This is a genomic window from Alphaproteobacteria bacterium, from assembly GCA_015231795.1.
Lineage (GTDB): Bacteria > Pseudomonadota > Alphaproteobacteria > Rhodospirillales > WMHbin7 > WMHbin7.
In genome coordinates this window covers 135,842-156,098 of the sequence record JADGAX010000006.1, presented here as the reverse complement: position 1 = coordinate 156,098, position 20,257 = coordinate 135,842, and the positions used below count along the sequence as shown (strand labels likewise).

25 protein-coding genes are annotated in these 20,257 nt (G+C 59.9%); 15 read left to right on the top strand and 10 right to left on the bottom strand.

What is annotated here, in order from left to right:
* Positions 1-9: 9 nt before the first annotated feature.
* The 10 genes from HQL44_13510 (at position 10) to HQL44_13465 (ending at position 7,301) form a co-directional block, all read left to right on the top strand.
* The gene (locus HQL44_13510) at positions 10-291 is read left to right on the top strand and encodes a DUF2442 domain-containing protein (protein MBF0269596.1); all 282 of its coding nucleotides are present in this window, start codon (positions 10-12) and stop codon (positions 289-291) included.
* Between the two features lie 85 nt (positions 292-376).
* Positions 377-2,320, top strand: coding sequence for a threonine--tRNA ligase (gene thrS, locus HQL44_13505; protein MBF0269595.1), 1,944 nt, complete (start codon positions 377-379; stop codon positions 2,318-2,320).
* 60 nt (positions 2,321-2,380) lie between these two features.
* Complete coding sequence (locus HQL44_13500) at positions 2,381-2,902, top strand: translation initiation factor IF-3 (protein MBF0269594.1); 522 nt, start codon at positions 2,381-2,383, stop codon at positions 2,900-2,902.
* A gap of 159 nt (positions 2,903-3,061) precedes the next feature.
* On the top strand, positions 3,062-3,430 hold the full coding sequence (locus HQL44_13495; protein ID MBF0269593.1) for a rhodanese-like domain-containing protein: 369 nt from the start codon (positions 3,062-3,064) through the stop codon (positions 3,428-3,430).
* A gap of 38 nt (positions 3,431-3,468) precedes the next feature.
* A complete protein-coding gene (locus HQL44_13490; GenBank protein ID MBF0269592.1) occupies positions 3,469-4,581 on the top strand; it encodes an 8-amino-7-oxononanoate synthase in 1,113 nt (370 codons plus the stop codon).
* Positions 4,578-5,186 carry an ATP-dependent dethiobiotin synthetase BioD gene (gene bioD / locus HQL44_13485; GenBank protein ID MBF0269591.1) on the top strand — a complete coding sequence of 203 codons (609 nt, stop codon included), beginning with the start codon at positions 4,578-4,580 and terminating at the stop codon, positions 5,184-5,186. The genes HQL44_13490 and bioD overlap by 4 nt, the downstream gene beginning before the upstream one ends.
* Positions 5,183-6,445, top strand: coding sequence for an adenosylmethionine--8-amino-7-oxononanoate transaminase (locus tag HQL44_13480; GenBank protein MBF0269590.1), 1,263 nt, complete (start codon positions 5,183-5,185; stop codon positions 6,443-6,445). The genes bioD and HQL44_13480 overlap by 4 nt, the downstream gene beginning before the upstream one ends.
* A 31-nt stretch (positions 6,446-6,476) precedes the next feature.
* Positions 6,477-6,779, top strand: a complete 303-nt coding sequence (locus tag HQL44_13475; protein ID MBF0269589.1) for a BrnT family toxin — start codon at positions 6,477-6,479, stop codon at positions 6,777-6,779.
* Positions 6,763-7,029 carry a BrnA antitoxin family protein gene (locus HQL44_13470; protein ID MBF0269588.1) on the top strand — a complete coding sequence of 89 codons (267 nt, stop codon included), beginning with the start codon at positions 6,763-6,765 and terminating at the stop codon, positions 7,027-7,029. Before HQL44_13475 ends, HQL44_13470 begins: the two co-directional genes overlap by 17 nt.
* A complete protein-coding gene (locus tag HQL44_13465; protein MBF0269587.1) occupies positions 7,026-7,301 on the top strand; it encodes a hypothetical protein in 276 nt (91 codons plus the stop codon). The genes HQL44_13470 and HQL44_13465 overlap by 4 nt, the downstream gene beginning before the upstream one ends.
* Before the next feature lie 33 nt (positions 7,302-7,334).
* Here HQL44_13465 and HQL44_13460 read toward each other — a convergent pair whose 3' ends face one another.
* From HQL44_13460 to HQL44_13450, 3 genes are read right to left on the bottom strand one after another with little or no spacing between them, the layout of a single operon-like run.
* Positions 7,335-8,186, bottom strand: a complete 852-nt coding sequence (locus tag HQL44_13460) for a universal stress protein (GenBank protein ID MBF0269586.1) — start codon at positions 8,184-8,186, stop codon at positions 7,335-7,337.
* A gap of 12 nt (positions 8,187-8,198) precedes the next feature.
* Positions 8,199-9,212: a sulfite exporter TauE/SafE family protein gene (locus HQL44_13455; GenBank protein MBF0269585.1), complete on the bottom strand. Its 1,014-nt coding sequence runs from the start codon at positions 9,210-9,212 to the stop codon at positions 8,199-8,201.
* Between the two features lie 29 nt (positions 9,213-9,241).
* The gene (locus HQL44_13450; protein MBF0269584.1) at positions 9,242-9,505 is read right to left on the bottom strand and encodes a hypothetical protein; all 264 of its coding nucleotides are present in this window, start codon (positions 9,503-9,505) and stop codon (positions 9,242-9,244) included.
* Positions 9,506-9,830: 325 nt separating this feature from the next.
* On the opposite strand from HQL44_13450, the gene HQL44_13445 reads away from it, so the two are divergent.
* Genes HQL44_13445 through HQL44_13435 form a run of 3 tightly spaced genes read left to right on the top strand, consistent with a single transcriptional unit; the run spans position 9,831 to position 13,587 of the window.
* Positions 9,831-10,253, top strand: coding sequence for a response regulator (locus HQL44_13445; protein MBF0269583.1), 423 nt, complete (start codon positions 9,831-9,833; stop codon positions 10,251-10,253).
* Positions 10,223-12,748, top strand: coding sequence for an EAL domain-containing protein (locus HQL44_13440; GenBank protein ID MBF0269582.1), 2,526 nt, complete (start codon positions 10,223-10,225; stop codon positions 12,746-12,748). The genes HQL44_13445 and HQL44_13440 overlap by 31 nt, the downstream gene beginning before the upstream one ends.
* Positions 12,745-13,587, top strand: a complete 843-nt coding sequence (locus HQL44_13435) for a fumarylacetoacetate hydrolase family protein (protein ID MBF0269581.1) — start codon at positions 12,745-12,747, stop codon at positions 13,585-13,587. The genes HQL44_13440 and HQL44_13435 overlap by 4 nt, the downstream gene beginning before the upstream one ends.
* A 181-nt stretch (positions 13,588-13,768) precedes the next feature.
* Here the strand turns inward: HQL44_13435 and HQL44_13430 are convergent, their stop codons facing one another.
* Positions 13,769-14,386 (bottom strand): NnrU family protein, encoded by a 618-nt coding sequence (locus HQL44_13430; GenBank protein MBF0269580.1) that lies wholly within the window; start codon positions 14,384-14,386, stop codon positions 13,769-13,771.
* 250 nt (positions 14,387-14,636) lie between these two features.
* Here HQL44_13430 and HQL44_13425 point away from each other — a divergent pair, with 250 nt between their 5' ends.
* Entirely contained in the window at positions 14,637-14,819 is a 183-nt protein-coding gene (locus HQL44_13425; protein MBF0269579.1) for a hypothetical protein, read from the top strand.
* A 120-nt stretch (positions 14,820-14,939) separates the two neighbouring features.
* Complete coding sequence (locus HQL44_13420; protein ID MBF0269578.1) at positions 14,940-15,368, top strand: hypothetical protein; 429 nt, start codon at positions 14,940-14,942, stop codon at positions 15,366-15,368.
* 110 nt (positions 15,369-15,478) lie between these two features.
* Here HQL44_13420 and HQL44_13415 read toward each other — a convergent pair whose 3' ends face one another.
* The 6 genes from HQL44_13415 to HQL44_13390 form a co-directional block, all read right to left on the bottom strand.
* Positions 15,479-15,769: a DUF167 domain-containing protein gene (locus tag HQL44_13415; GenBank protein MBF0269577.1), complete on the bottom strand. Its 291-nt coding sequence runs from the start codon at positions 15,767-15,769 to the stop codon at positions 15,479-15,481.
* Positions 15,770-15,773: 4 nt separating this feature from the next.
* Positions 15,774-16,073 carry a YggT family protein gene (locus HQL44_13410; GenBank protein ID MBF0269576.1) on the bottom strand — a complete coding sequence of 100 codons (300 nt, stop codon included), beginning with the start codon at positions 16,071-16,073 and terminating at the stop codon, positions 15,774-15,776.
* Between the two features lie 84 nt (positions 16,074-16,157).
* Complete coding sequence (locus HQL44_13405; protein MBF0269575.1) at positions 16,158-16,934, bottom strand: enoyl-CoA hydratase; 777 nt, start codon at positions 16,932-16,934, stop codon at positions 16,158-16,160.
* A 20-nt stretch (positions 16,935-16,954) separates the two neighbouring features.
* Positions 16,955-17,314 carry a hypothetical protein gene (locus HQL44_13400; protein ID MBF0269574.1) on the bottom strand — a complete coding sequence of 120 codons (360 nt, stop codon included), beginning with the start codon at positions 17,312-17,314 and terminating at the stop codon, positions 16,955-16,957.
* Positions 17,315-17,328: 14 nt separating this feature from the next.
* On the bottom strand, positions 17,329-18,156 hold the full coding sequence (gene mutM / locus HQL44_13395; GenBank protein ID MBF0269573.1) for a bifunctional DNA-formamidopyrimidine glycosylase/DNA-(apurinic or apyrimidinic site) lyase: 828 nt from the start codon (positions 18,154-18,156) through the stop codon (positions 17,329-17,331).
* Positions 18,149-20,194 carry a PAS domain S-box protein gene (locus HQL44_13390; protein ID MBF0269572.1) on the bottom strand — a complete coding sequence of 682 codons (2,046 nt, stop codon included), beginning with the start codon at positions 20,192-20,194 and terminating at the stop codon, positions 18,149-18,151. Before HQL44_13390 ends, mutM begins: the two co-directional genes overlap by 8 nt.
* Between the last annotated feature and the right edge of the window lie 63 nt (positions 20,195-20,257).

The window sequence follows — 20,257 nt, the reverse complement described above, 5'->3', positions numbered from 1 at the left end:
AGCTTGGCAATGCCTCTGTCCGTTCGAGAGGTCAGCTATCTCGATGGTTACCGGCTGAAGATGAGCTTCAGCAACGGAGACGAGGGTGTTGCCGATTTATCCCAGATTGTTAAAAGCGCCCCTGGGGCCGAACCTTTGAACGATCTTGCCGAATTCAAGCGGGTGGGGCTGGACGAATGGCCCACGGTCGTTTGGCCTTGCGGTTTTGCCTTGGCCCCGGAATATGCCTATCGCCTAGCCACCGGCAAGGCGATGTCCTGGGAAGACGGGTCGAAGCCCCGCGCGGCTTGAATTATATCCCTCCCAATCTTGACAGAGCGGCCAAAGGGACTACTCTGCGCGGTCCTGAAGCCCTTCTAAATCAAGAGTTCCGCCCATGGTTGCGATTACCCTTCCCGATGGTTCCGTCCGCTCCTTCGATGGCGCTGTGACGGGGGCCGAACTGGCCGCCAGCATTGGCGCTGGTCTGGCCAAGGCCGCCCTGGCCCTGAAGCTGGATGGGACGCTGGTCGATCTTTCAACCCGCATCGCAAGCGACGCCAAGGTCGCCATCGTGACCGCCAAGGACCCCGAGGGGCTGGAACTGATCCGCCACGACGCGGCCCATGTCATGGCTCAGGCGGTGCAGGAACTGTTCCCTGGAACGCAAGTCACCATCGGCCCGGCCATCGAGAACGGCTTCTATTACGATTTCGCCCGCGCCACGCCCTTCACGCTGGAAGATCTGCCCAAGATCGAAGAGCGCATGAAACAGATCGTGGACCGCGATCTGCCCTTGGTGCGCGAAGAGTGGGAGCGCGACAAAGCGGTCGCTCATTTCAAAAGCATCGGCGAGCATTACAAGGCCGAACTGATCGCCGCCATCCCGGATGGTCAGCCGATTTCCATCTATCGCCAGGGCGATTGGATGGATTTGTGCCGTGGCCCGCATCTGCCCAGCACCGGCAAGTTGGGCAAGGCCTTCAAGCTGATGAAAGTGGCGGGCGCTTATTGGCGGGGTGATTCCAAGAATGCCATGCTGTCGCGCATTTACGGCACTGCTTGGGCCAGCGAAAAAGAGCTGACCGCCTATACCACCATGCTGGAAGAGGCCGAAAAGCGTGACCATCGCCGCCTGGGCCGCGAGATGGACCTGTTTCACTTCCAGGAAGAAGCGCCGGGGGCCGTCTTCTGGCATCCCCAGGGCTGGACCCTGTTTCGCACGCTGATGGATTACATGCGCCGCCGGCAGGACGAGGCGGGTTACGTGGAAATCAACACGCCCGAACTGATGGACCGCCAGATGTGGATGACCAGCGGCCATTGGGACACGTTCCGCGAAAACATGTTCTTCACCCGCTTCTTTCCCGACCGCGAGGAAGAGCGCATCTATGCCGTCAAGCCCATGAACTGCCCGGGCGGCATTCAGGTTTACGCGCAAGGCATCAAAAGCTATCGCGACCTGCCCTTGCGCATGGCCGAATTCGGCAAAGTGCATCGCTATGAGCCTTCGGGCGCTTTGCACGGCTTGATGCGCGTGCGCGCCTTCACCCAGGACGACGCCCATATCTTCTGCACGCTCGATCAGATGGAAGACGAGTGCAAGAAGGTGGTCGATCTGATCTTGGACATCTACAAGGATTTCGGCTTCGATGCGGTGCGCATCAAATTCTCGGACCGGCCCGAAAAACGCATCGGTTCCGACGATGTGTGGGACAAGCTGGAAGCGGCGCTGAAGGGCGCCTTGGACCATATGAAGCTGGCCTACACGCTGAATCCCGGCGAGGGCGCTTTCTATGGCCCCAAGCTGGAATTCGTGCTCAGGGACGCCATCGGGCGCGATTGGCAATGCGGCACGCTGCAGGTCGACATGAACCTGACCGAGCGTTTCGACGTCAATTACGTGGGTGAGGACGGAGCCAAGCACCGCCCGGTCATGCTGCACCGGGCCTTGTTCGGCTCGCTCGAGCGCTTCACCGGCATCCTGATCGAAAATTACGCGGGCAGGCTGCCCGCATGGCTGGCCCCTACCCAGGCGGTGGTCGCCACCATCACCAGCGATGGCGACGCCTATGCCGAAGAGGTGCGTTGGGCGCTCAAGAAGGCTGGCCTGAAGGCGGACGTCGACCTGCGCAACGAAAAAATCAACCTCAAGGTCCGCGAGCATTCACTGGCAAAAGTGCCGTTTATGCTGGTAGTCGGCAAGCGCGAGGCCGAAAACCGTCAGGTGGCCCTGCGCCGACTGGGCGGCGAGAAGCAAGAAGTGCTTGCGCTTGATGAGGCTGTGGCTATGCTTAAGGCGGAATCGACCCCGCCCGATATCCGGCGGGACGTGGCGTAACGGGATCGTGCGCCGAATGTTTAACGCAACCGATGGAGGTTTCTGATCGTTAAAGGACCACTGCCCGCGCCGCCCTCTAAGGATGGGCCGCGCATTAACGGCGAGATTACCGCACGCAGCGTGCGACTCGTCGATGAGAACGGTGAAATGCTGGGCGTCGTTCAAATCCGTGAAGCTCTGGAAAAGGCTGCGCAGGCCGGACTCGATCTGGTCGAGGTGTCGCCCAATGCCGAGCCACCTGTCTGCAAAATCCTCGATTTCGGCAAGTACAAATACGAGGAACAGAAAAAGAAGAACGAGGCCCGCAAGAAGCAGAAAGTGATCGAAATCAAAGAGATCAAGCTGCGTCCGGGCATCGACGAGAACGACTATCAGGTCAAGATGCGGGCCATGAAGAAGTTCCTGGAGGAAGGCGACAAGGTGAAGGTCACTTTGCGTTTCCGGGGCCGCGAAATGGCGCATCAGGAACTGGGGGTCAAGGTCCTGGATCGGGTGAAGGACGAGCTTGATCTATTGGCCAAGATCGAACAGTTCCCCAAGATGGAAGGCCGTCAGATGGTCATGGTGATGGCGCCCAAATAAGGCGCCGTCTTGCAGATGGAACGAGGGGCGGTCTCAAGGCAGGCCGCCCTTCTTGTTTTTGGTCCGGCCCATCCCACATGAAGGGCGGGTAGGTCTTGACAGACTACAATATAAGAACTACCTAATATATATCCAAACCACAGACCGGTGCATTCCTCCATGTTCAGACAGTATCTTGGCGCTTCACAGGCTCCGGCTTTCGACAATATCCAGATGATCGACGCCCAGACGGCCCAGGATTGGGTGCGCCAAGGCGTGGCCGTGGTGGTGGATGTGCGCGAGGAAAACGAGTTTCTGGCCGGACATATCCCGGGAGCCAGCCTTTTGCCGCTGTCTCGCTTCAATCCGGCGGCCATTCCCCAGGTGGCGGAAGGCAAGAAGATCCTGATCCATTGCCGCAGCGGGGCGCGTTGCGGCATGGCGGCCATGCTGCTGGCCTCTTCGGGCTATGCGGGCGAGATCAACCGCCTGTCGGGCGGCATCATGGCTTGGGCGCAAGCGGGCGGCGAGATCGTCGGCGGGCAGTAATCTTTGACCGTTGGCCGCTTTTCCAGTAACTGATCGGCATGCTGGAAATCTATCGAAAAGCTCTGTCGGACCTGGAGCATGATGGGCGGCTGAGGGCGCTGGCCCCCAGGCTGGGCCATGATTTCTCCTCGAACGACTATCTGGCCCTAGCCGAATCGGTCGAGCTTGCCCAGGCGGTTCAGGCGGCTTTGGCGCAGGGCGTGCCGGTGGGGGCGGGCGGCTCGCGCCTTTTGCGCGGCAATCATCAAGAACATGAAACGTTGGAAGAAGAGGCGGCCCGTTTCTTCGGCGCCGAAAGTGCGATCTATTTCGGGGGGGGCTTTCCCGCCAACAGCGCCCTGTTCGCCACCTTGCCGCAAGCGGGCGACCTGATTTTGTACGACGAACTGATCCATGCCAGCGTGCATGACGGCATGCGCATGAGCCGGGCCGAGCGCCAATCCGTCGCCCATAACGATCCGCAGGCTTTCGAGGATGCGTTGAAGGCGCATAAGGGCAGGGGGCGGGTCTGGCTGGCGGTGGAAAGCCTGTACAGCATGGACGGCGACGTCGCCCCCCTTGCCCAATTGATGGAATTGGCGGGCCGCCATCAAGCCATGCTGGTGATCGACGAGGCGCACGCCACCGGCGTGCTGGGGCCAAGCGGGCGCGGTTTGACGTCGGCGTTTGAAGGGGCCGAGAACGTGATTTGCCTGCATACTTGCGGCAAGGCGCTGGGGGCCATGGGCGGGCTGGTCTGCCTGGCCAAGCCTTTGAAGGACTATATGATCAACCGCGCAAGGCCCTTCATCTTCGCCACCGCCCCATCGCCCTTGATGGCTTCGGTGGTGCGGGCCAGCCTGAAGCTGTGCCAGGAACAACCGCAAAGACGGGAACGTTTGGCGGCCCTGGTGGATTTCACCGGACAGCGCTTGCGAAAAATTGGCATCACGCCAAGTGGTACGCAGATTCAGCCGATCATCGTGGGAGCGCCCAACGCCGCCGTGGCGCTGGCGAAAAAGCTGCAGGCCAAGGGCCATGATATCCGCGCCATCCGCCCGCCCACCGTGCCCGAGGGCACGTCGCGCCTGCGTCTGGCCATCACGCTGCATGTGGATGAAGAGATCATGGGGCGCATGTTGGATGATCTGGCCCAGGTCTGGTCGCCATGAAGCTGGTTGTCGCGGGCACCGATACCGGCATCGGAAAAACGGTCTTCGCCGCCGGGCTGGCCTGCGCGCTCAAGGCTTGCTATTGGAAACCCGTTCAGGCGGGGCTGGAGGGCGAAACCGACAGCGCTTTCGCCGCCCGCATGGGTGCCAAGATTCTGCCCGAGGCCTATCGCCTGAACCTGCCCCTATCGCCGCATCTGGCGGCGGCCAGGGATGGACTTCAGATCGATGTCGATGGGCTGGCCGTGCCCGATGCCAGCCCGTTGGTGATCGAAACGGCGGGCGGCGTGCTGACGCCGCTTTCCAGTCAACGGTTGTTTGCCGATCTGCTGCAGCGCTGGAAATTGCCGGTGGTCTTGTGCGCCCGCACGACGCTTGGCACCATCAATCACAGCCTGCTGAGCCTGGAAGCCTTGCGGGCGCGGGGCGTTTCGGTTTTGGGCATGGTCTTCATCGGCGAGGCCAATGAGGCGAGCGAGCAAAGCATCTGCGATTTCGGCGCTGTTATGCGCCTGGGGCGATTGCCCTGGCTTGATCCGCTGACCGCGCAAAACCTGGCCAAGGCCATTGGTGAGAATTTCGACATGCGGAATTTTGTACCATGACGTCGCGGGTCTGGCATCCCTTCACCCAGCATGCGCTGCATCCAAAGATGCCGCTGATCGAGCGCGCCACGGGGGTGGTGTTGCGCTGCGCCGATGGCGCTGAACTGATCGACGCCATCTCGTCTTGGTGGGTGATCACGCATGGGCACTGCTATCCGCCAATCGTCAAGGCCATCCAGGATCAGGCCGCCAAGCTCGATCAAACGATCTTCGCCGCGCTGACGCATGAACAGGCCGAACGTTTGGCCGCGCGGCTGGTGAAAATCGTCCCCGCCGGATTGGAGTATGTTTTCTTTTCCGACAGCGGCTCCACCGCCGTTGAGGTGGGGCTGAAGATGGCGCTGGGCTATTGGCGCAACCGGGGCCAGACGCGCACTAAATTTTTGGCGCTGGCGGGCGGCTATCACGGCGACACGGTGGGCACGATGTCGGTGGGCGCCAGGGGCGTGTTCACGCAGGCCTACGAGCCGGTGCTGTTTCAGGTGACGCATATTCCCTTCCCATCCGAGGGATGCGAGCAAGATTGTCTGGATGCGCTGGAAGCGGCCTGCAAGGCGGGCGATGTGGCGGGTTTCGTGGTGGAACCCCTGATCTTGGGGGCGGGCGGCATGTTGATCTATGCGCCCAGAGTGCTGGCCGAGATGAAGCGCATTTGCGAACGTTTCGGCGTGCTGTTCATCGCCGACGAGGTGATGACCGGCTTTGGACGCACCGGTTCAATGTTCGCCTGCGAGCAGGCGGGGATTTCGCCTGATATCCTGTGTTTGGCCAAGGGCATCACCGGCGGCGCCGTGCCGCTGGCCGCCACCTTGTGCCGTGCCGATATCTTTGAAGCGCATTATTCCGAAGATCGAACCAAGACCTTCTTCCATTCCAGTTCCTACACCGCCAATCCCATCGCCTGTGCGGCGGCCAACGCCAATCTGGATGTGTGGGAGACGGAACCTGTGTTGGAGCGCGTGGCAGCGCTGGGCAGAATGCAGGAGAAACGTCTGGCGGCTTTTAAGAACGATACGCGGTTCGAGCGGGTGCGCCGGTTGGGAACCATCGCCGCCCTGGATGTGAAGGTTTCCGACCAGGGCTATCTGGCGGGCATCGGCCCCAAATTGTACGAGCGTTTCATCGCCTCGGGCGTTCTGCTGCGCCCGCTTGGCAACACCATCTACCTCATGCCGCCTTACTGCATTTCAGAAGCGCAGTTGGACAAAGTGTGGGCGGCGGTGGGGGAAGCGGCATCAGCCGGTTTTGTTGGCTCTTGAGTTTTCGTGTATATCATGGCAATATACACGAATGATCGATTTCGAACGGCTGATCGGATTTCAGTGGGATGAGGGTAACGCCCGCAAAAGCGCTGCCAAGCATGGCGTCAGCCAAAGCGAGGCTGAGCAGATTTTCTTCAACGAGCCCCTGCTGGTCGTTGACGATTCACGGCATAGTCAGGACGAGACGCGATTTCATGCGCTGGGCATCACCCATGAAGCACGCCTGCTGCATGTCACCTTCACCCTTCGGGAAGGTGGAACCAGAATACGCGTGATCTCTGCCAGGGACATGCATCGCAAAGAACGAGGCCGCTATGAACAAGAAACGTAATCTACTGCCCAAATTCAAAAACGAGGCCGAGGAGCGGGCCTATTGGGAAAGCCATGATTCGAGCGGGCATGTCGATTGGAGCAAGGCAAGCCGCGTGCGCATGCCCAATCTGATGCCTTCGACCAAGGCGATTTCGCTGAGGTTGCCGGTGGATTTGCTCGAACGCATCAAGACCGCTGCCAACAAGCGCGACGTCCCCTATCAGTCTCTGATTAAGGTCTGGCTGGCCGAGAAGCTGGATGCGGCGTGAATATGCTTGGTGGTAACGCTCCGGCACTTGATTCGAACGGGTTGCCGGTTGATGACTTGGTCGCAAAATTCGCCGACATCATTGGCACCCGTGAAATGGGTAAGCGATTGGTTCTTGCCGCAGCGATCTTGGCGACAAAAACCAAAGCGATTTCAAATCCGACCCTGTATTTCGCAACTCAGCGCCAACTCAGCGTCAAGGCAATGGGTAATGCCGTAATACTGTTTGATTTCCATTTTGCCCAGCACGGCTTTGCTGCGCCACATGTTTAGGAACAACGGGTGGGATGCGAGGGGCGTTGCATTTCAGCCGCCCTTCACCACCATCACCGGGCATTCGGCCCGGCCGATGACGCGTTCGGAATTGCTGCCCAGCAGCAGGCGGCCCAGGCTGGTGCGTCCATGGCTGCCCATGACGATCAGGTCGCAACCTTTCTCGCGCGCCGCGTCCAGCACCACATGATGCGTGTCGCCGCGCTCGACCAGCGGTTCGGCCTCGACGCCGCCTTCCTTCAACAGCCTAGCCACGCGCTGCACGATCTGGCGCGCTTCGGCCTGGCGCTCGGCGGAATGGCCGGGCACTTCCACCGACAAAACCGTGACGGGGGTTTGGCAGCAATGGGCGACGCGCCCCGCCGCCACGGCTGCCGCGTCCGACGAGCGCGAGCCGTCGGTCGCCAGCAACACCCGGCTCTGCCACATCCTGGCCGCCTTGGGCACCACCATGACGCTGCATTTGGCCATCGAGATCACCTTCAGCGTGGCGTCGCCCAGCATCAGGCGGGCCAGGCCGCGCCGTCCTCTGCGCCCAACCACGATCAGGTCGGCATTGATATGTTCCGATTCGGCCAGGATGTCCTTGTAGGGATCGTCGCCAAAGCGGATGACCTTGCTGCAGGCAATGCCACGGCTGGTGGCTTCGGCCTCGATCCGGTTCAGATTGGCTTCAGCCTCGGCTTCCTTCTGGGCCATGGCGTCGGCGGCCCCCATCGTGTCGAATTCGGGGCTGGACAGAACCGAAGTGGTCACGGTGAGCGAAGCGCCGCTCTTGACGCACATCTCGATGGCTACGCGTTCGGCGCCCAGGGAAAATTCCGAGCCGTCGGTGGCCAGCAAAATGCGCTCGAAACGCCCGGTGGGCGACAGCTGATCCATCATGACGCATTCTCCCTATGCGGCTTGCAGTTGCCGACTTTCCTTCATGCCGCTCCAGATCGCCTTCAAGATGACGGAGGCGCCCATGAACAGGGCAAAAACCATGATCCAGAAGCTGATCGACTTCAAGGCGTTCGACAATTCGGCGCTCATGGGCGCGATCATCTCCAACTGGCTGAGATAGACCGGGATCACGAACAGGCGCGAGAACAGCACGGTTACCATGATCAGCCCCATGACCAGCTTGATCATGAAGGGTTTGACATAGGTGGTGCCGATGGCGCCGATCTGGATGCCGAACAGCGATCCGGCCAGGATGATCATTGCCAAGCGGATGTCGACATAACCCGACAGCGCGAATTTGATGCTGCCGCCCAGGCCCATGACGAAGGCGATGACCAGTTCGGTGGCCGAGGCCATCAGCGAGGGAACGCCCAGCCCGTACATCATCGAGGGCACGCCGATGAAGCCGCCCACCGCGATGGTGGCGGCCAACAGGCCGGTGCAGAATCCCATCGGCACGGTAACCAACCACGACACTTTGGCGTCGATGCTTTTGAAATAGACCATGGTGCCGGGGATGTTGATGGTGCGCGCCCACAGGGCGAACTTGGTGGGCTTCTCGTCATTGCCCGCCGGTCCCAGCTTGTATTGTTTATAGGCGTCCTTCAGCACGAAAGTGCCGACGATGGCCAGGGTGACCACGAAGACGAAGCTGACGTAAAGGTTCGATCCGGTGTCGCCGAAGGCGGCCTTGATCAGTTCTTGAAGATGCGCGCCCCACAGCACGCCCGCCTCGGCTGAAACGCCCATGATCAGCCCCAGCTTCACATCGACCTGACCGTATTTGGCCCGCTTATAGGCCCCCACCAGCGCCTTGGGAAATTTGTGGCACATGTTGCTGGCCACGGCGACGATGCCGGGCACGCCCATGGTCATCATGGCGGGCGTCAGCACGAAGGCGCCGCCCGAACCGATGAAGCCGGAAACCATGCCGCCCACGAACCCGACCAGAAACAGGCCGGTCATCCCCGTCCAATCAAGGGCGATGAACTGAGTTACTTGCTCCAACGCTTGGGTTCCTTTCTGGTTTGCGCCTTCAATCCCAGCATGTCCCAGAAGCCGCCCGTGAAAGCGCCGTGGACGAAGGAAAACAGGAAGGCGATGGCGATGGGGACCACAAAGCCCCAGCCGCCGGACAGGCTGAGTTCCAGGATGGCCGCTTCGTTCGAAAACAAGACGACATAAAGAATCAAGCTAACCGCCCCCAGAAGGAGGGTACGTAGATTCTGCGATGTGACGACGGATGATGGTGTTGCCATCGAAAATATCCTTCTCCATGGGGTTCCCGACTTTCCGGAAGCCCCGCCTTGCGCTTGTGCAAAGTCAATTGTGGAAAGAACTTATATGATGGAGTGGTGATGTAACAAGAAATATCTTGGAAAATCAGTATGTTATTTGCAATTTGCAGCAGTTACATGTTTGCAAAATGCAACACGTCCAGCGATCCCCGCCAGGAGCCGCCCTGCTTGGCGAATGGGATTTTAGGGGGCGAGTAAAGAATAAGAAAAAAAGGCTGGGAGATTTGTCATGTCGTGTCTTATTGTATGGGAGTATGAAAATAATAAGGACGGTACCGGGGATATAATGGTGAATGTACTTTTAGTTGAGGACAACCCGGGTGACGCCCGTCTCGCAGTTGAAGCTCTGCGCGAAGGCGGGGCGAAGGTGCAGTTGCATCTGGCGCAGGACGGCGTCGAAGCCATGGCTTTCTTGAAGCGGGAAGGCCCGCATAGCGATGCGCCAAGGCCCGACCTTCTCCTGCTCGACCTTAACCTGCCCCGCAAGGATGGGCGCGAGGTGCTGGCCGAGGTGAAGAACGATCCCCAGCTTCGTCGCATTCCCGTGGTGGTTCTGACCACCTCGCAGGCCGAGCAGGACGTCATGAGCTGCTACGAACTGCACGCCAATTGCTTCATCACCAAACCTGTCGATCTTGACCAGTTCATCAACGTGGTCAAAACGATCGAGGGGTTCTGGTGTCAGACCGTCAAACTGCCTCCACGCTGAACATGCCGTCGTCTGCCGAAACCGGTGCGATTGGGCCGGTCGCTTCGGGACCGGCGGGGACACGCCCATTGCGCGTGCTGATGGTCGAGGACAATCCGGGCGACGCTAGGCTGGTCCGCGTCATGCTGTCGGAAAGTCCGGTCCCTTTCGAGGCCAGCGAGGCCGCCCGGCTGGGCGATGCGCTGCAATTGCTATCCCAAGAACGTTTCGACGTCGCCCTGCTTGATCTTGGCCTGCCCGATTCACTGGGGTTGGATACGCTAAAGCGCGTAATGGCGGCGGCCCCCGGCCTGCCTATCGTGATCTTGACCGGCAATTCCGACGACCGCATGGCGCTCGACGCCCTGGAGCAGGGCGCTCAGGATTATCTGGTCAAGGGCTGGGGCGGCGCCGAGGCTTTGCAGCGCGCCATCCGTTACGCCATCGAGCGCGGCCGCACCGAAGAAAAGCTCAAGCAAAGCGAATCGATGTTCCGCGCCATTTTCGAGCAGGCGGCGCTGGGCATCACCTTGTTCGGTTTCGACCGCAAGCTGGTGGCGGCCAATCACGCCATCGAACGCATGTTGGGCTATGAATCCGGCAAAATGCTGGGCAGCACCTCGGATCAGTTCACCCATCCCGACGACGCGGCGGAGAGCACGCGTCTGGCCAGCGAACTGATCGAAGGGCGGCGCGACCATGCCAGCCAGGAAAAGCGATTCCTGCGTCAGGACGGAACCACCTTGTGGGGCCGCCTTTCCCTGTCGCTGGTTCGCGATGCGCAGGGCCAGCCCAAGCTGGGCTTGGCGATCGTGGAAAACATCGACGAGCGCAAGAAGCTGGAAGAGCGCATGCGCCTCGACGCCAGGGTCATCGCGGCGGCCAGCGAAGGCGTTTTCGTAACCGACGCCAAGCGGGTGATCTTGCAGGTCAATCCGGCATTCTCGCGCATCACCGGCTACGAGGCCCATGAAGCCGTGGGCCAAACGCCCAATCTACTGGCCTCGGGCCGTCATTCCCATGAATTCTTCGAACGTCTGGAAGCTGCGCTGGCTTCGGCGGGCGCATGGCAGGGCGAGCTTTGGAACCGCAGGAAATCGGGCGAGGTTTTTCCCTGCTGGCTGGACATCAGCGCCGTGCGCAACGAGCGCGACGAAATCGTCAATTACGTCGCCGTCTTCCACGACATCACGGCGCGCAAGCAAAACGAGGAACGTTTAACCTTCCTGGCCAATCACGATCCCCTGACCGGGCTGGCCAATCGCATCTTGTACGAAGAGCGCATCGAGCGCGCCCTGGCCCGGGCCAAGCGGGCGGCGCTCAAGGTGGCTTTGCTGTTCCTCGATCTCGACGGCTTCAAAAGCATCAACGAGCGCTTCGGCCATCCGGTGGGCGACGTGCTGCTGCAACGTCTGGCCGAACGGCTGACGCTGTGCGTGCGCCAGGGCGACACGGTGGCCCGCATCTCGGGCGACGAATTCCTGCTGGTGGTCGAGGACATCGACGATTTTCGCATCGCCGCCACCGTGGCCAGAAAAGCCCTGGATACATTGAAGGAACCGTTCCACATCGAAGGCAACGCCATCAAGCTGAACGGCAGCATCGGCATCGCCCTTTATCCCGATGATGGGTTGGAGGCGGTTCAGCTTTACAAGGCGGCCGATACCGCCATGTACAAGGCCAAGCGCATGGGCGGCAACGACGCCCGTTTCTTCTGCGACGATTTGAACGGACGGGCCATCGAACGTTTGGTGATGGAGCGCAAACTGGCCGAGGCCTTGGAGCGCGACGAGATCGAAGTTTACTACCAGCCGGTGGTTGCCTTGCCAGACGGCAAGATCGCCGCCGCCGAGGCTTTGGTGCGCTGGCGTCAAGCCGACGGTCAGTTGGCCCAGCCCGGCGCGTTTCTGGATATCGTGCGCCAAGCGGGCATGATGCCCGAACTGGCTGTGCGCGTATCCGAAAAAGCCATCGCCCAAGTGGCTGGCTGGCAAAAGGCGGGCTATCAGGTCGGGTTGATTCTCAATCTGGGCGACGAGGAGTTGGAGAACGAAGCCTTCGTCGCGAAATTCGCCGCCTTATTGACAGGTAGCGGACTTTCGCCCAACGCCGTCGAAGTCGATCTGGCCGAATCCGCCCTGGTTCCCGCCGGTCATCGCGACATGCTGGGGCTGGAACGGTTGAAGGCCCTGGGCGTGCATCTGGCGCTCGATAATTTCGGCTCTGGCTTTTCGTCGATCGCCCAGCTTGGCCGTCTGCCCGCCGAATGTTTCAAGATCGACCATTCCTTCCTGCGCGACGTGAAGGAACCGGGAGACGAGGCGAAGATGGTGTCGGCTATTATCGGTCTGACCCGCTCCTTGAAGCGCAAGGTGGTCGCCAAGGGCGTCGAGAACGAAGCGCAGAAGGGATTCCTGATCCGCCAGGGCTGCGAACTGGCCCAGGGTTATTTGTTCGGCAGGCCGGTGCCGGGGCCGGAATTCGAGGCCCTTCTCAAGAGCCAGAGTGCTTCATGAAATTGGCGCGCTTTGGCGATGCGGGCGGCGAGAAGCCCGGCCTGATCGACGCCAAGGGCCTCCTTCGCGATCTGTCGGCCCATCTGGGCGATATCCGCCCTGAGAACCTGTCGCCATCATCCTTAAGCGACTTGCGCGCCATCGATCCAGAAACCTTGCCTCTGGCCCCCGATGGCGTGCGTCTGGGGGTTCCCGTTTCCGGCATTCGCGACATTTTCGCCATCGGCCTCAATTACCGCGACCATGCCGCCGAGGCGGGCATGGCCCTGCCTGACGAGCCTGTGCTGTTCAGCAAGGCCGCCGGGTCGCTTTCCGGGCCTAACGATCCGGTCATTCTGCCGCCCGGCGCCATCAAGGGCGATTGGGAAGTGGAACTGGCTTTGGTGATCGGCAGCCCCGCCTTTCAGGTGAGCGAGGCGAAGGCCTTGTCGCATGTGGCCGGTTACCTGATCTGCAACGACGTGTCGGAACGCGCCTTTCAACTGGAGCAGGGCGGTCAGTGGATCAAGGGCAAGTCGGCGGATAGTTTCTGCCCGCTGGGTCCCTGGCTGGTCACGGCCGATGACATCGCCGATCCGCAGAATTTGAAACTGTGGCTGGACCTGAACGGCGAGCGCATGCAAAACGGCAGCACCTGCGACATGGTGTTCCCGGTCGCCTTCCTGATTTCCTATGTCAGCCGTTTCCTGACCCTGAAGCCCGGCGACGTGATCACCACCGGAACGCCCGCCGGCGTGGGCTTGAAGCGCGGGCGCTATCTGCGCCCAGGCGATGTGATGACGCTGGGGGTCGAGGGGCTGGGCCAGCAGCGCCAGATGGTCAAGGCGTACTCAGCCTAGGCTTTTCGACGCTGAAAGTGGAATTAGTCGGATGTATTTATTCCGTCATGGCCGGGCTTGACCCGGCCATCCACGATTTTCTTACATAAGCACCGGAAGGCAAGGCGTGGATGCCCGGCTCAAGGCCGGGCATGACGATGTGTTGAAAGATTGGCAAATCCACGAGAGACGTCGAGGAGCCTCAGCCTAAAGGATCGGCCCCGATCACATGGGGATGCGCCCAGAGCAGCAGCGCGTAAAGTGCCGCCGCCAGCGCGATCCGCCATAAGCCGATATCGGAAAAGCGCAGCGGTTTGCGGGGAAATGGCTCTACCCGCCGTTTGGCCTTCATCATCGGAAAACCCGCCAGGGCCAGCAGCAGAAAAAAGCCGAACATGACAAGCGAGGGAAGGTCGCCGTTGGCCAGCAGATGCGCGCCCGCCCACAAGGCCAGCGCCGCCAGCAGCGGATGGCGCGTGAGGCGCAAGGGGCCGGGATTGTCAGGATCGAAGCCCTTGCCGCCGATGCCGATGGAATAGGGATTGGGCGTCGTGAAGGCTGCGGTCAGCAGATAGCAGGCGGGCAGCATCAGGGCCAGGGTCAGGTGGCGCATCCAAAGCTGCATGTCCCACAGCGGCATGCTTTCGGCCTGCGCGTAGGCCAATCCCACCAAGACCAGCAGGGCCAGCGACAAAAGGCCATAGGCCGCCAGATAGCGCCGCTCGCCCAGCCAACCCACCAGACGAGCGCGTGGGCCGGGCAGGGAAGGCAGGATATGCAGGGCCAGGAACAGGGCGATGGACAGGATCAGCAGGGTCATGATGATTAGGAGGATAGGGGCTTGATCTTTGGCAGGCCTTGATCGTCGTTAAACTGACAACAGACGGATGAAAATGGACACCCATTTCTCGCCATTGACTCATCTGGGGCTTTGGCTAGAGTTCAAATCCAGCTTATCAAACAAAAACAAGCCTACCTGCGGGACCATATATGCGCTGAAAAGAGGTGCCTTATTCCGAGTGGAATAGGCGATCTCTGGCGGTTGAGCATGTGTTCATCGGGGGATCTGCATGTCCGGCAAGGTTCGTTCAAAAGATAAATCCGCCGAGCAAACTGAGGCCAAAGCTGTTGAGGCGGCACAGCCGCCAGCCCAACCAACGTCCCTGCGTCAGCCCAATGGACCCGCCGAGGTGCTGGGTCATAAATCGACTCTGACCCCAATTTCCCAATTTCGCCACGGGAAGGAGTTATAAAAAGAATCGATAATTTTGGCTCTAGTTATGTGATTAGAGCATTAATGCTGTCTCCAGCATTAATAAATATAATTTCTGCCATATTTTTAAGCGCCGGCATTAAGTGGCTTAATATATATTATGTACAGCACATATTTTCTTGCAGATTTATTTATTACAGGGCAATCGATTAAGGCGTTTAGTATTATAAATTCATGCGGAAGTGAGGCTGTGCCAATTGTACTTATGTCATTATTGCTAATTAATGTCGGTATTGTTATGTCTGTTATAGCATTTGCTGTTGGTTATAATGACAGGGGGTTGATTTGTAAAAAGAATAAAGAACTATTAGCCTTATTGGTATTAGTTGTCTGCTTAATGCTAATCATGCATGCTTTGTACTTTAGCGATCTAATGTCACACGCAGAAGAATTATCACTGTGTCGATCTGGAATTGCTTATGCAGTAGGTACATCAATCGGTTATTTTGGCTTGATAATAATTTCTGAAAAAATTGGCTTTATTTCAAGGACGTTAATGCGCCGTTTGCGGGCTAAATGGTTGGGATAGGGAAATTGGGAAATTGGTGGAAATTGGGGTCTGGAAATTGGGGTCTGGAAATTGGGGTCAGCTGGAAATTGGGGTCAGAGTCACTGAGTCGATCCCACCTGACCTCAATTTTACCCCGCCAGGGCGGCCAGTTTGGCGGCTAGTTCGTCCGTGTCTCCGCTAAGAATCAGGGTCTTCAAGCGGCTGGTGGCCCCAATATCCAGATCGATCGAGGATTTGGAAATTTTCAGCCGCTTGGCCAGAAAGGCGATCAGCGCCGCATTGGCCTTGCCGTCTTCGGGCGGGGCCGTGATGGCGATCTTCAGTCGCCAGCGCCCGTCGCCATCCTCCATCACGCCTTCGATGCGCTCGGCCCGCGCCTTGGGCGTCAGGCGCACGTAAAGGCGCAAGCCCTCGGGCAGGGGATCACAAAAGACGGGAGACAAGTCGGCCCAGCATGCCTTGGAAGAACCACAGGCCAAGGATCAGCACCATGGGCGACAGATCGACGCCGCCCAGGTCGGGCAGAATGCGCCGGATGGGGGCCAGGGCCGGTTCGGTGATGCGGTTCAAAAAACGCTGCACCGTGGCGACGAACTGGTTGTAGCTGTTGACCACGCCGAAGGCGACCAGCCAGCTTAGGATCACAACGCCGATCAGCGCGTAGATATACAGTTCGATCAGGATATTGATCAGACCGACCAACGGTATCAGCACGACATCCATGAACTTTTCCCCAGGCCGAAGTTGAGCGACCATAGCCAAGGCGGGCGCTCCATGCAAGATGGAGCCGCCGCCCGGCCTTTGGCGTTAACGGTGCTTGAAGTCGGCGGCGCGCTTTTCCGCGAAGGCCGCCATGCCTTCCTTCTGGTCTTGCGTGGCGAACAGCGAATGGAAAAGACGCCTCTCGAAGCGCACGCCCTCGGCCAGGGTGGTTTCCAACGCCCGGTTCACGCATTCCTTGGCCATCATGGCCGAAGGCAGCGACATCGCGGCGATGCGCTCGGCCACTTTCATGGTCTCTTCCAGCAGGTCCGCCAGCGGAATGACGCGGCTGACCAGGCCGGCGCGCTCGGCTTCGGCGGCGTCCATGTTGCGCCCGGTCAGCACCATTTCCATCGCCTTCGACTTGCCGACCAGACGCGTCAGGCGTTGCGTGCCGCCAGCCCCCGGAATGATGCCAAGCGCTATTTCCGGCTGGCCGAACTTGGCGTTGTCGGCGGCCAGAATGAAGTCGCACATCATGGCCAGTTCGCAGCCGCCGCCCAGCGCATAGCCCGCCACGGCGGCGATCACCGGTTTGCGGCAGCGGGTGACGCGCTCCCAATCCTTGGTGATGAAATCTTCGAGATAGACGTCCATATATTGTTTGGGCGCCATTTCCTTGATGTCGGCTCCGGCGGCGAAGGCCTTTTCACTGCCGGTCAGCACGATGCAGCCCACTTCCGGGTCGGCTTCGAAGCCATCGAGCGCCTTGGTCAGTTCGATCATCAAAGCGCTGGACAGCGCGTTCATCGCCTTGGGACGGTTCAGCGTGATCAGGCCGACGCGGCCCTTGGTATCGACGATGATGTTCTCATAGCTCATGGCGTATCTCCTGGTGGTTTTTATTTGGATTTAATGGGCGTCAGTTCGAAGCGGGCTTCTGAATGGCCTGCTGGAAGCGATTTTACGATCAAGCGCAGTTCTTCCTTCTCGCGCCAGAAGCGGCCCTGGCCCTTGGGCGTCCATCCCAGTTCGGGCAGGGTGTCGCCGTAAAAGCGCCGGATGCTGTCTGGCGAAACCTGGCCTTTGGCGGCGAATTGGGCGATGCGTCCCTCGGGCGTTTCAAACACCAAGGCCGCCTGCGCGTCTTCGCTTAAGCCCTGCATCAGGGGCAGATCGCTGATGCCGGACAAAAAACCGCCTTCGGCCAGTGCCGGGGCGCTGAGGGCGAGAAGCAGGGCGGGAAGGGCAAGCCATTTCATGCCCTGTTTCTACCTTACCGCTGACAGCGCTGGCAATAGAAGCTGCTGCGGCCCGCTTGCAAGATGCGCTGGATCTTGGCTTTTGACTTGCAGCGGGGGCATGGGTCTCCTTGCCTAGCGTAAACGGCGAAATGATGCTGGAAATAGCCCAATTCCCCATCCGGGCGCACATGATCGCGCAAGGTCGAGCCGCCGCTGGCGATGGCCTCTTCCAGCACTTGGCGCAGGGCCTGCAGCAGGGCTTCGCATTCCTGTTCCGTCAGGCTGTTGCAGGGTCGCTCCGGCGACAGTCGGGCGCGATACAGCGCTTCCGAAGCGTAAATATTGCCGATCCCGGCGATCAGCGCCTGATCCATCAAGGCGGGCTTGATCGGCCCCTTCTTGCGGGCCAGCCGCTGCATGAAAAACCGGGCGTCCAGTTTCGAATCGAACGGCTCGGGGCCAAGCCCTGCCAACAGCGGATGCCTGTCTTGGCTGTCGGCATCGAGTAGATCGACGCAGCCGAACCTTCTGGGATCTTCCAAACAGGCCCAGGCGCCGTCTTGCATCAGCAAGACGAAATGGGCGTGCTTGCCCGTGGGAACCGTTCCTTGCCCCAGAAGAATGCGCCCCGACATGCCAAGATGGATCAGCAGCACAAGATCATTTGAAAGATGCATCAGGACATATTTGGCTCGCCTGCCGATATGAAGGACGCGAAGCCCCTTCAGCTTGGCGGCCAGGCCCTTTGGAAAGGGCAGGCGCAAATCGGGCCTGCGCACCAAGGCTTTTTCAATCGTCTTGCCTTCAAGAATCTTGGCTAGGCCGCGGGCGACCGTCTCGACCTCGGGCAGTTCAGGCATCGGCGGCTTTGGGCAAAGCGGGCAGGGTGAAGATGAAGCGCGATCCTTGCCCGGTTTCGCTTTCCACCCAGATGCGCCCGCCATGGCGTTCGACGATGCGCCGACACACGGCCAGTCCGATGCCGAAGCCTTCATATTGCGTTCTGGAATGCAGGCGCTGGAACACTTTGAACAGACGGTCGGTATTTTCCGGCGCGATGCCGATGCCGTTGTCGGCCACCGTGATCGTCCAGTGATCGTCTTGGCGCGCCGACGAGATGGTCACTTTTGGCGGCTCGTCGGGCTTTCGGTATTTCAGCGCGTTGCCGATCAGGTTTTGCATCAGGCGCATCAATTGTCCCGGATCTCCATTGACCGTGGGCAGGCTTTGCACATCGACCGTGCCTGCGCTTTCGCTGATCGCCAGGGCCAGATTGACCATGGCGTCCTGCGCGGCTTGGGCCAGATCGACGGGGCGGAAACTTTGGCCCTTGCGGTTGACGCGGGAATATTCAAGCAGGCCTTGAATCATGCCGCTCATCCGCTTGGCGCCATCGACGGCGAAGTCGATGAATTCCAGCCCGTCCTTGTCCAGCACCTGCTTGTAGCGCCGCTCCACCAGCGCCAGATAGCTGGAGACCATGCGCAAGGGTTCCTGTAGATCGTGCGAGATGGCGTAGGAAAACTGCTCAAGCTCGGCGTTCGAGCGCTTCAACTCGTCCTCGATCTGTTTTTGCGAGGTGACGTCGATGACGATGCTGATGACCGCCGATCCCAGCCTTTCAATGCCCTGATGCGCCGTGCGATAGACCACGGCCCTGCGCTCGGTGCCATGCCGATCCGCCCAGGCTGTCTCGAACTGAATTTGTCCGCCAGCGTCCAACAGATCTTCGAAACTCTGCCGGTATTTCTCGACGACGTTGGCGGGCAGAATGTCCTGGCAGGTTCGGCCCAGGACTTCGGTGACCGAATGGCCGGTCCAGCGCAAAAAGGCGTTGTTGCACTGGATGAAGACGCCATTGGTGTCGCTGGTCGCGATGGGAACCGGAATGGCGTTGAGCAATGTCTGCTGGTACTGAAGCTGGGCGGTGACGATGGCGCGGCTTTCGCGCAGGCGCCGAATGGCGTGCTCGCGCCTGGCCAACGAGCCTGCGATGCGCCGACTGGCCAGGAACGTGGCCGAGGTCACGGCCAGCGACAGAAATAGGGCCAGGGCAAGGTAGGTGTACCAGCCGCTCAGGACTTTGCTTTTAAGCAGCGTGACGCCGATGCTCAGCGGATAGCCCGGCAGATTGCGAAAGGCGATCAGTCGCTCCTGCCGGTCGATGGGCGAAAGGGCTGTCCAATGCGTCAATTCCGGATAGCCGTTTTCTCTTCCCTGGAAGGAGGGAAGTATGGTGCCCACAGCACCTTCCACCTCGGGCTGGCGCATCAGAACGCGCCCCTTCAAATCCGTCATGACGACCGAGGCGCCGGGCGTATCCAGAATGGCTTGGTATTCCTGCGCCAGATTGACCAGATCGATCGTGACGACGATCGAGCCGTCGAAGGCGCCCCTTGGCGTTTTAACGCCATGGCTAAGGCTTAAAAACCATTTCGTGGGCGAAAGACGGGAGCGCAGCGGGCCATCGACGAAACGCTCGAGTTCAGGATTGTCGCGATGTTTGGTGAAATAGGGGCGGTCCGACACTTCGGGCCGCCAGTCCCCGCCGGTCCAGGTCGTGATTTCTCCGCGCGCATTCAGGCGGAAGATGTTCAAGATGGCCGGTTGTTGTTCCCGCTTGTAGAGCATGATCCGCTCAAGCTCGCTTGGGTCGAGCTTTACGGGAAAGTTCCTGAATTCCAGCGCCGTGCGGTCGATTTCGCCCAGAATCCTTTCGGTATGGGTTCTGAAGACGGCGATCAAGCCTTCGGCGGTGGCCCGTCCCCTCTCCAGCATCGATTGGTAAAGGCCGATCAGCCAAGCGCCCAGCAGGATGTTGAAGGCCAGCGCGAACAGCATTCCCGTCAGCAACGCCAGGCGGCGAGCCGGTATGTGCGGCGATGCGTCTTTTGACATGAGAGGCTTCATGCGGCTTGACCCCAACTGCCCCCGTTATAGGACATTTCCTGAGCAGCGGGC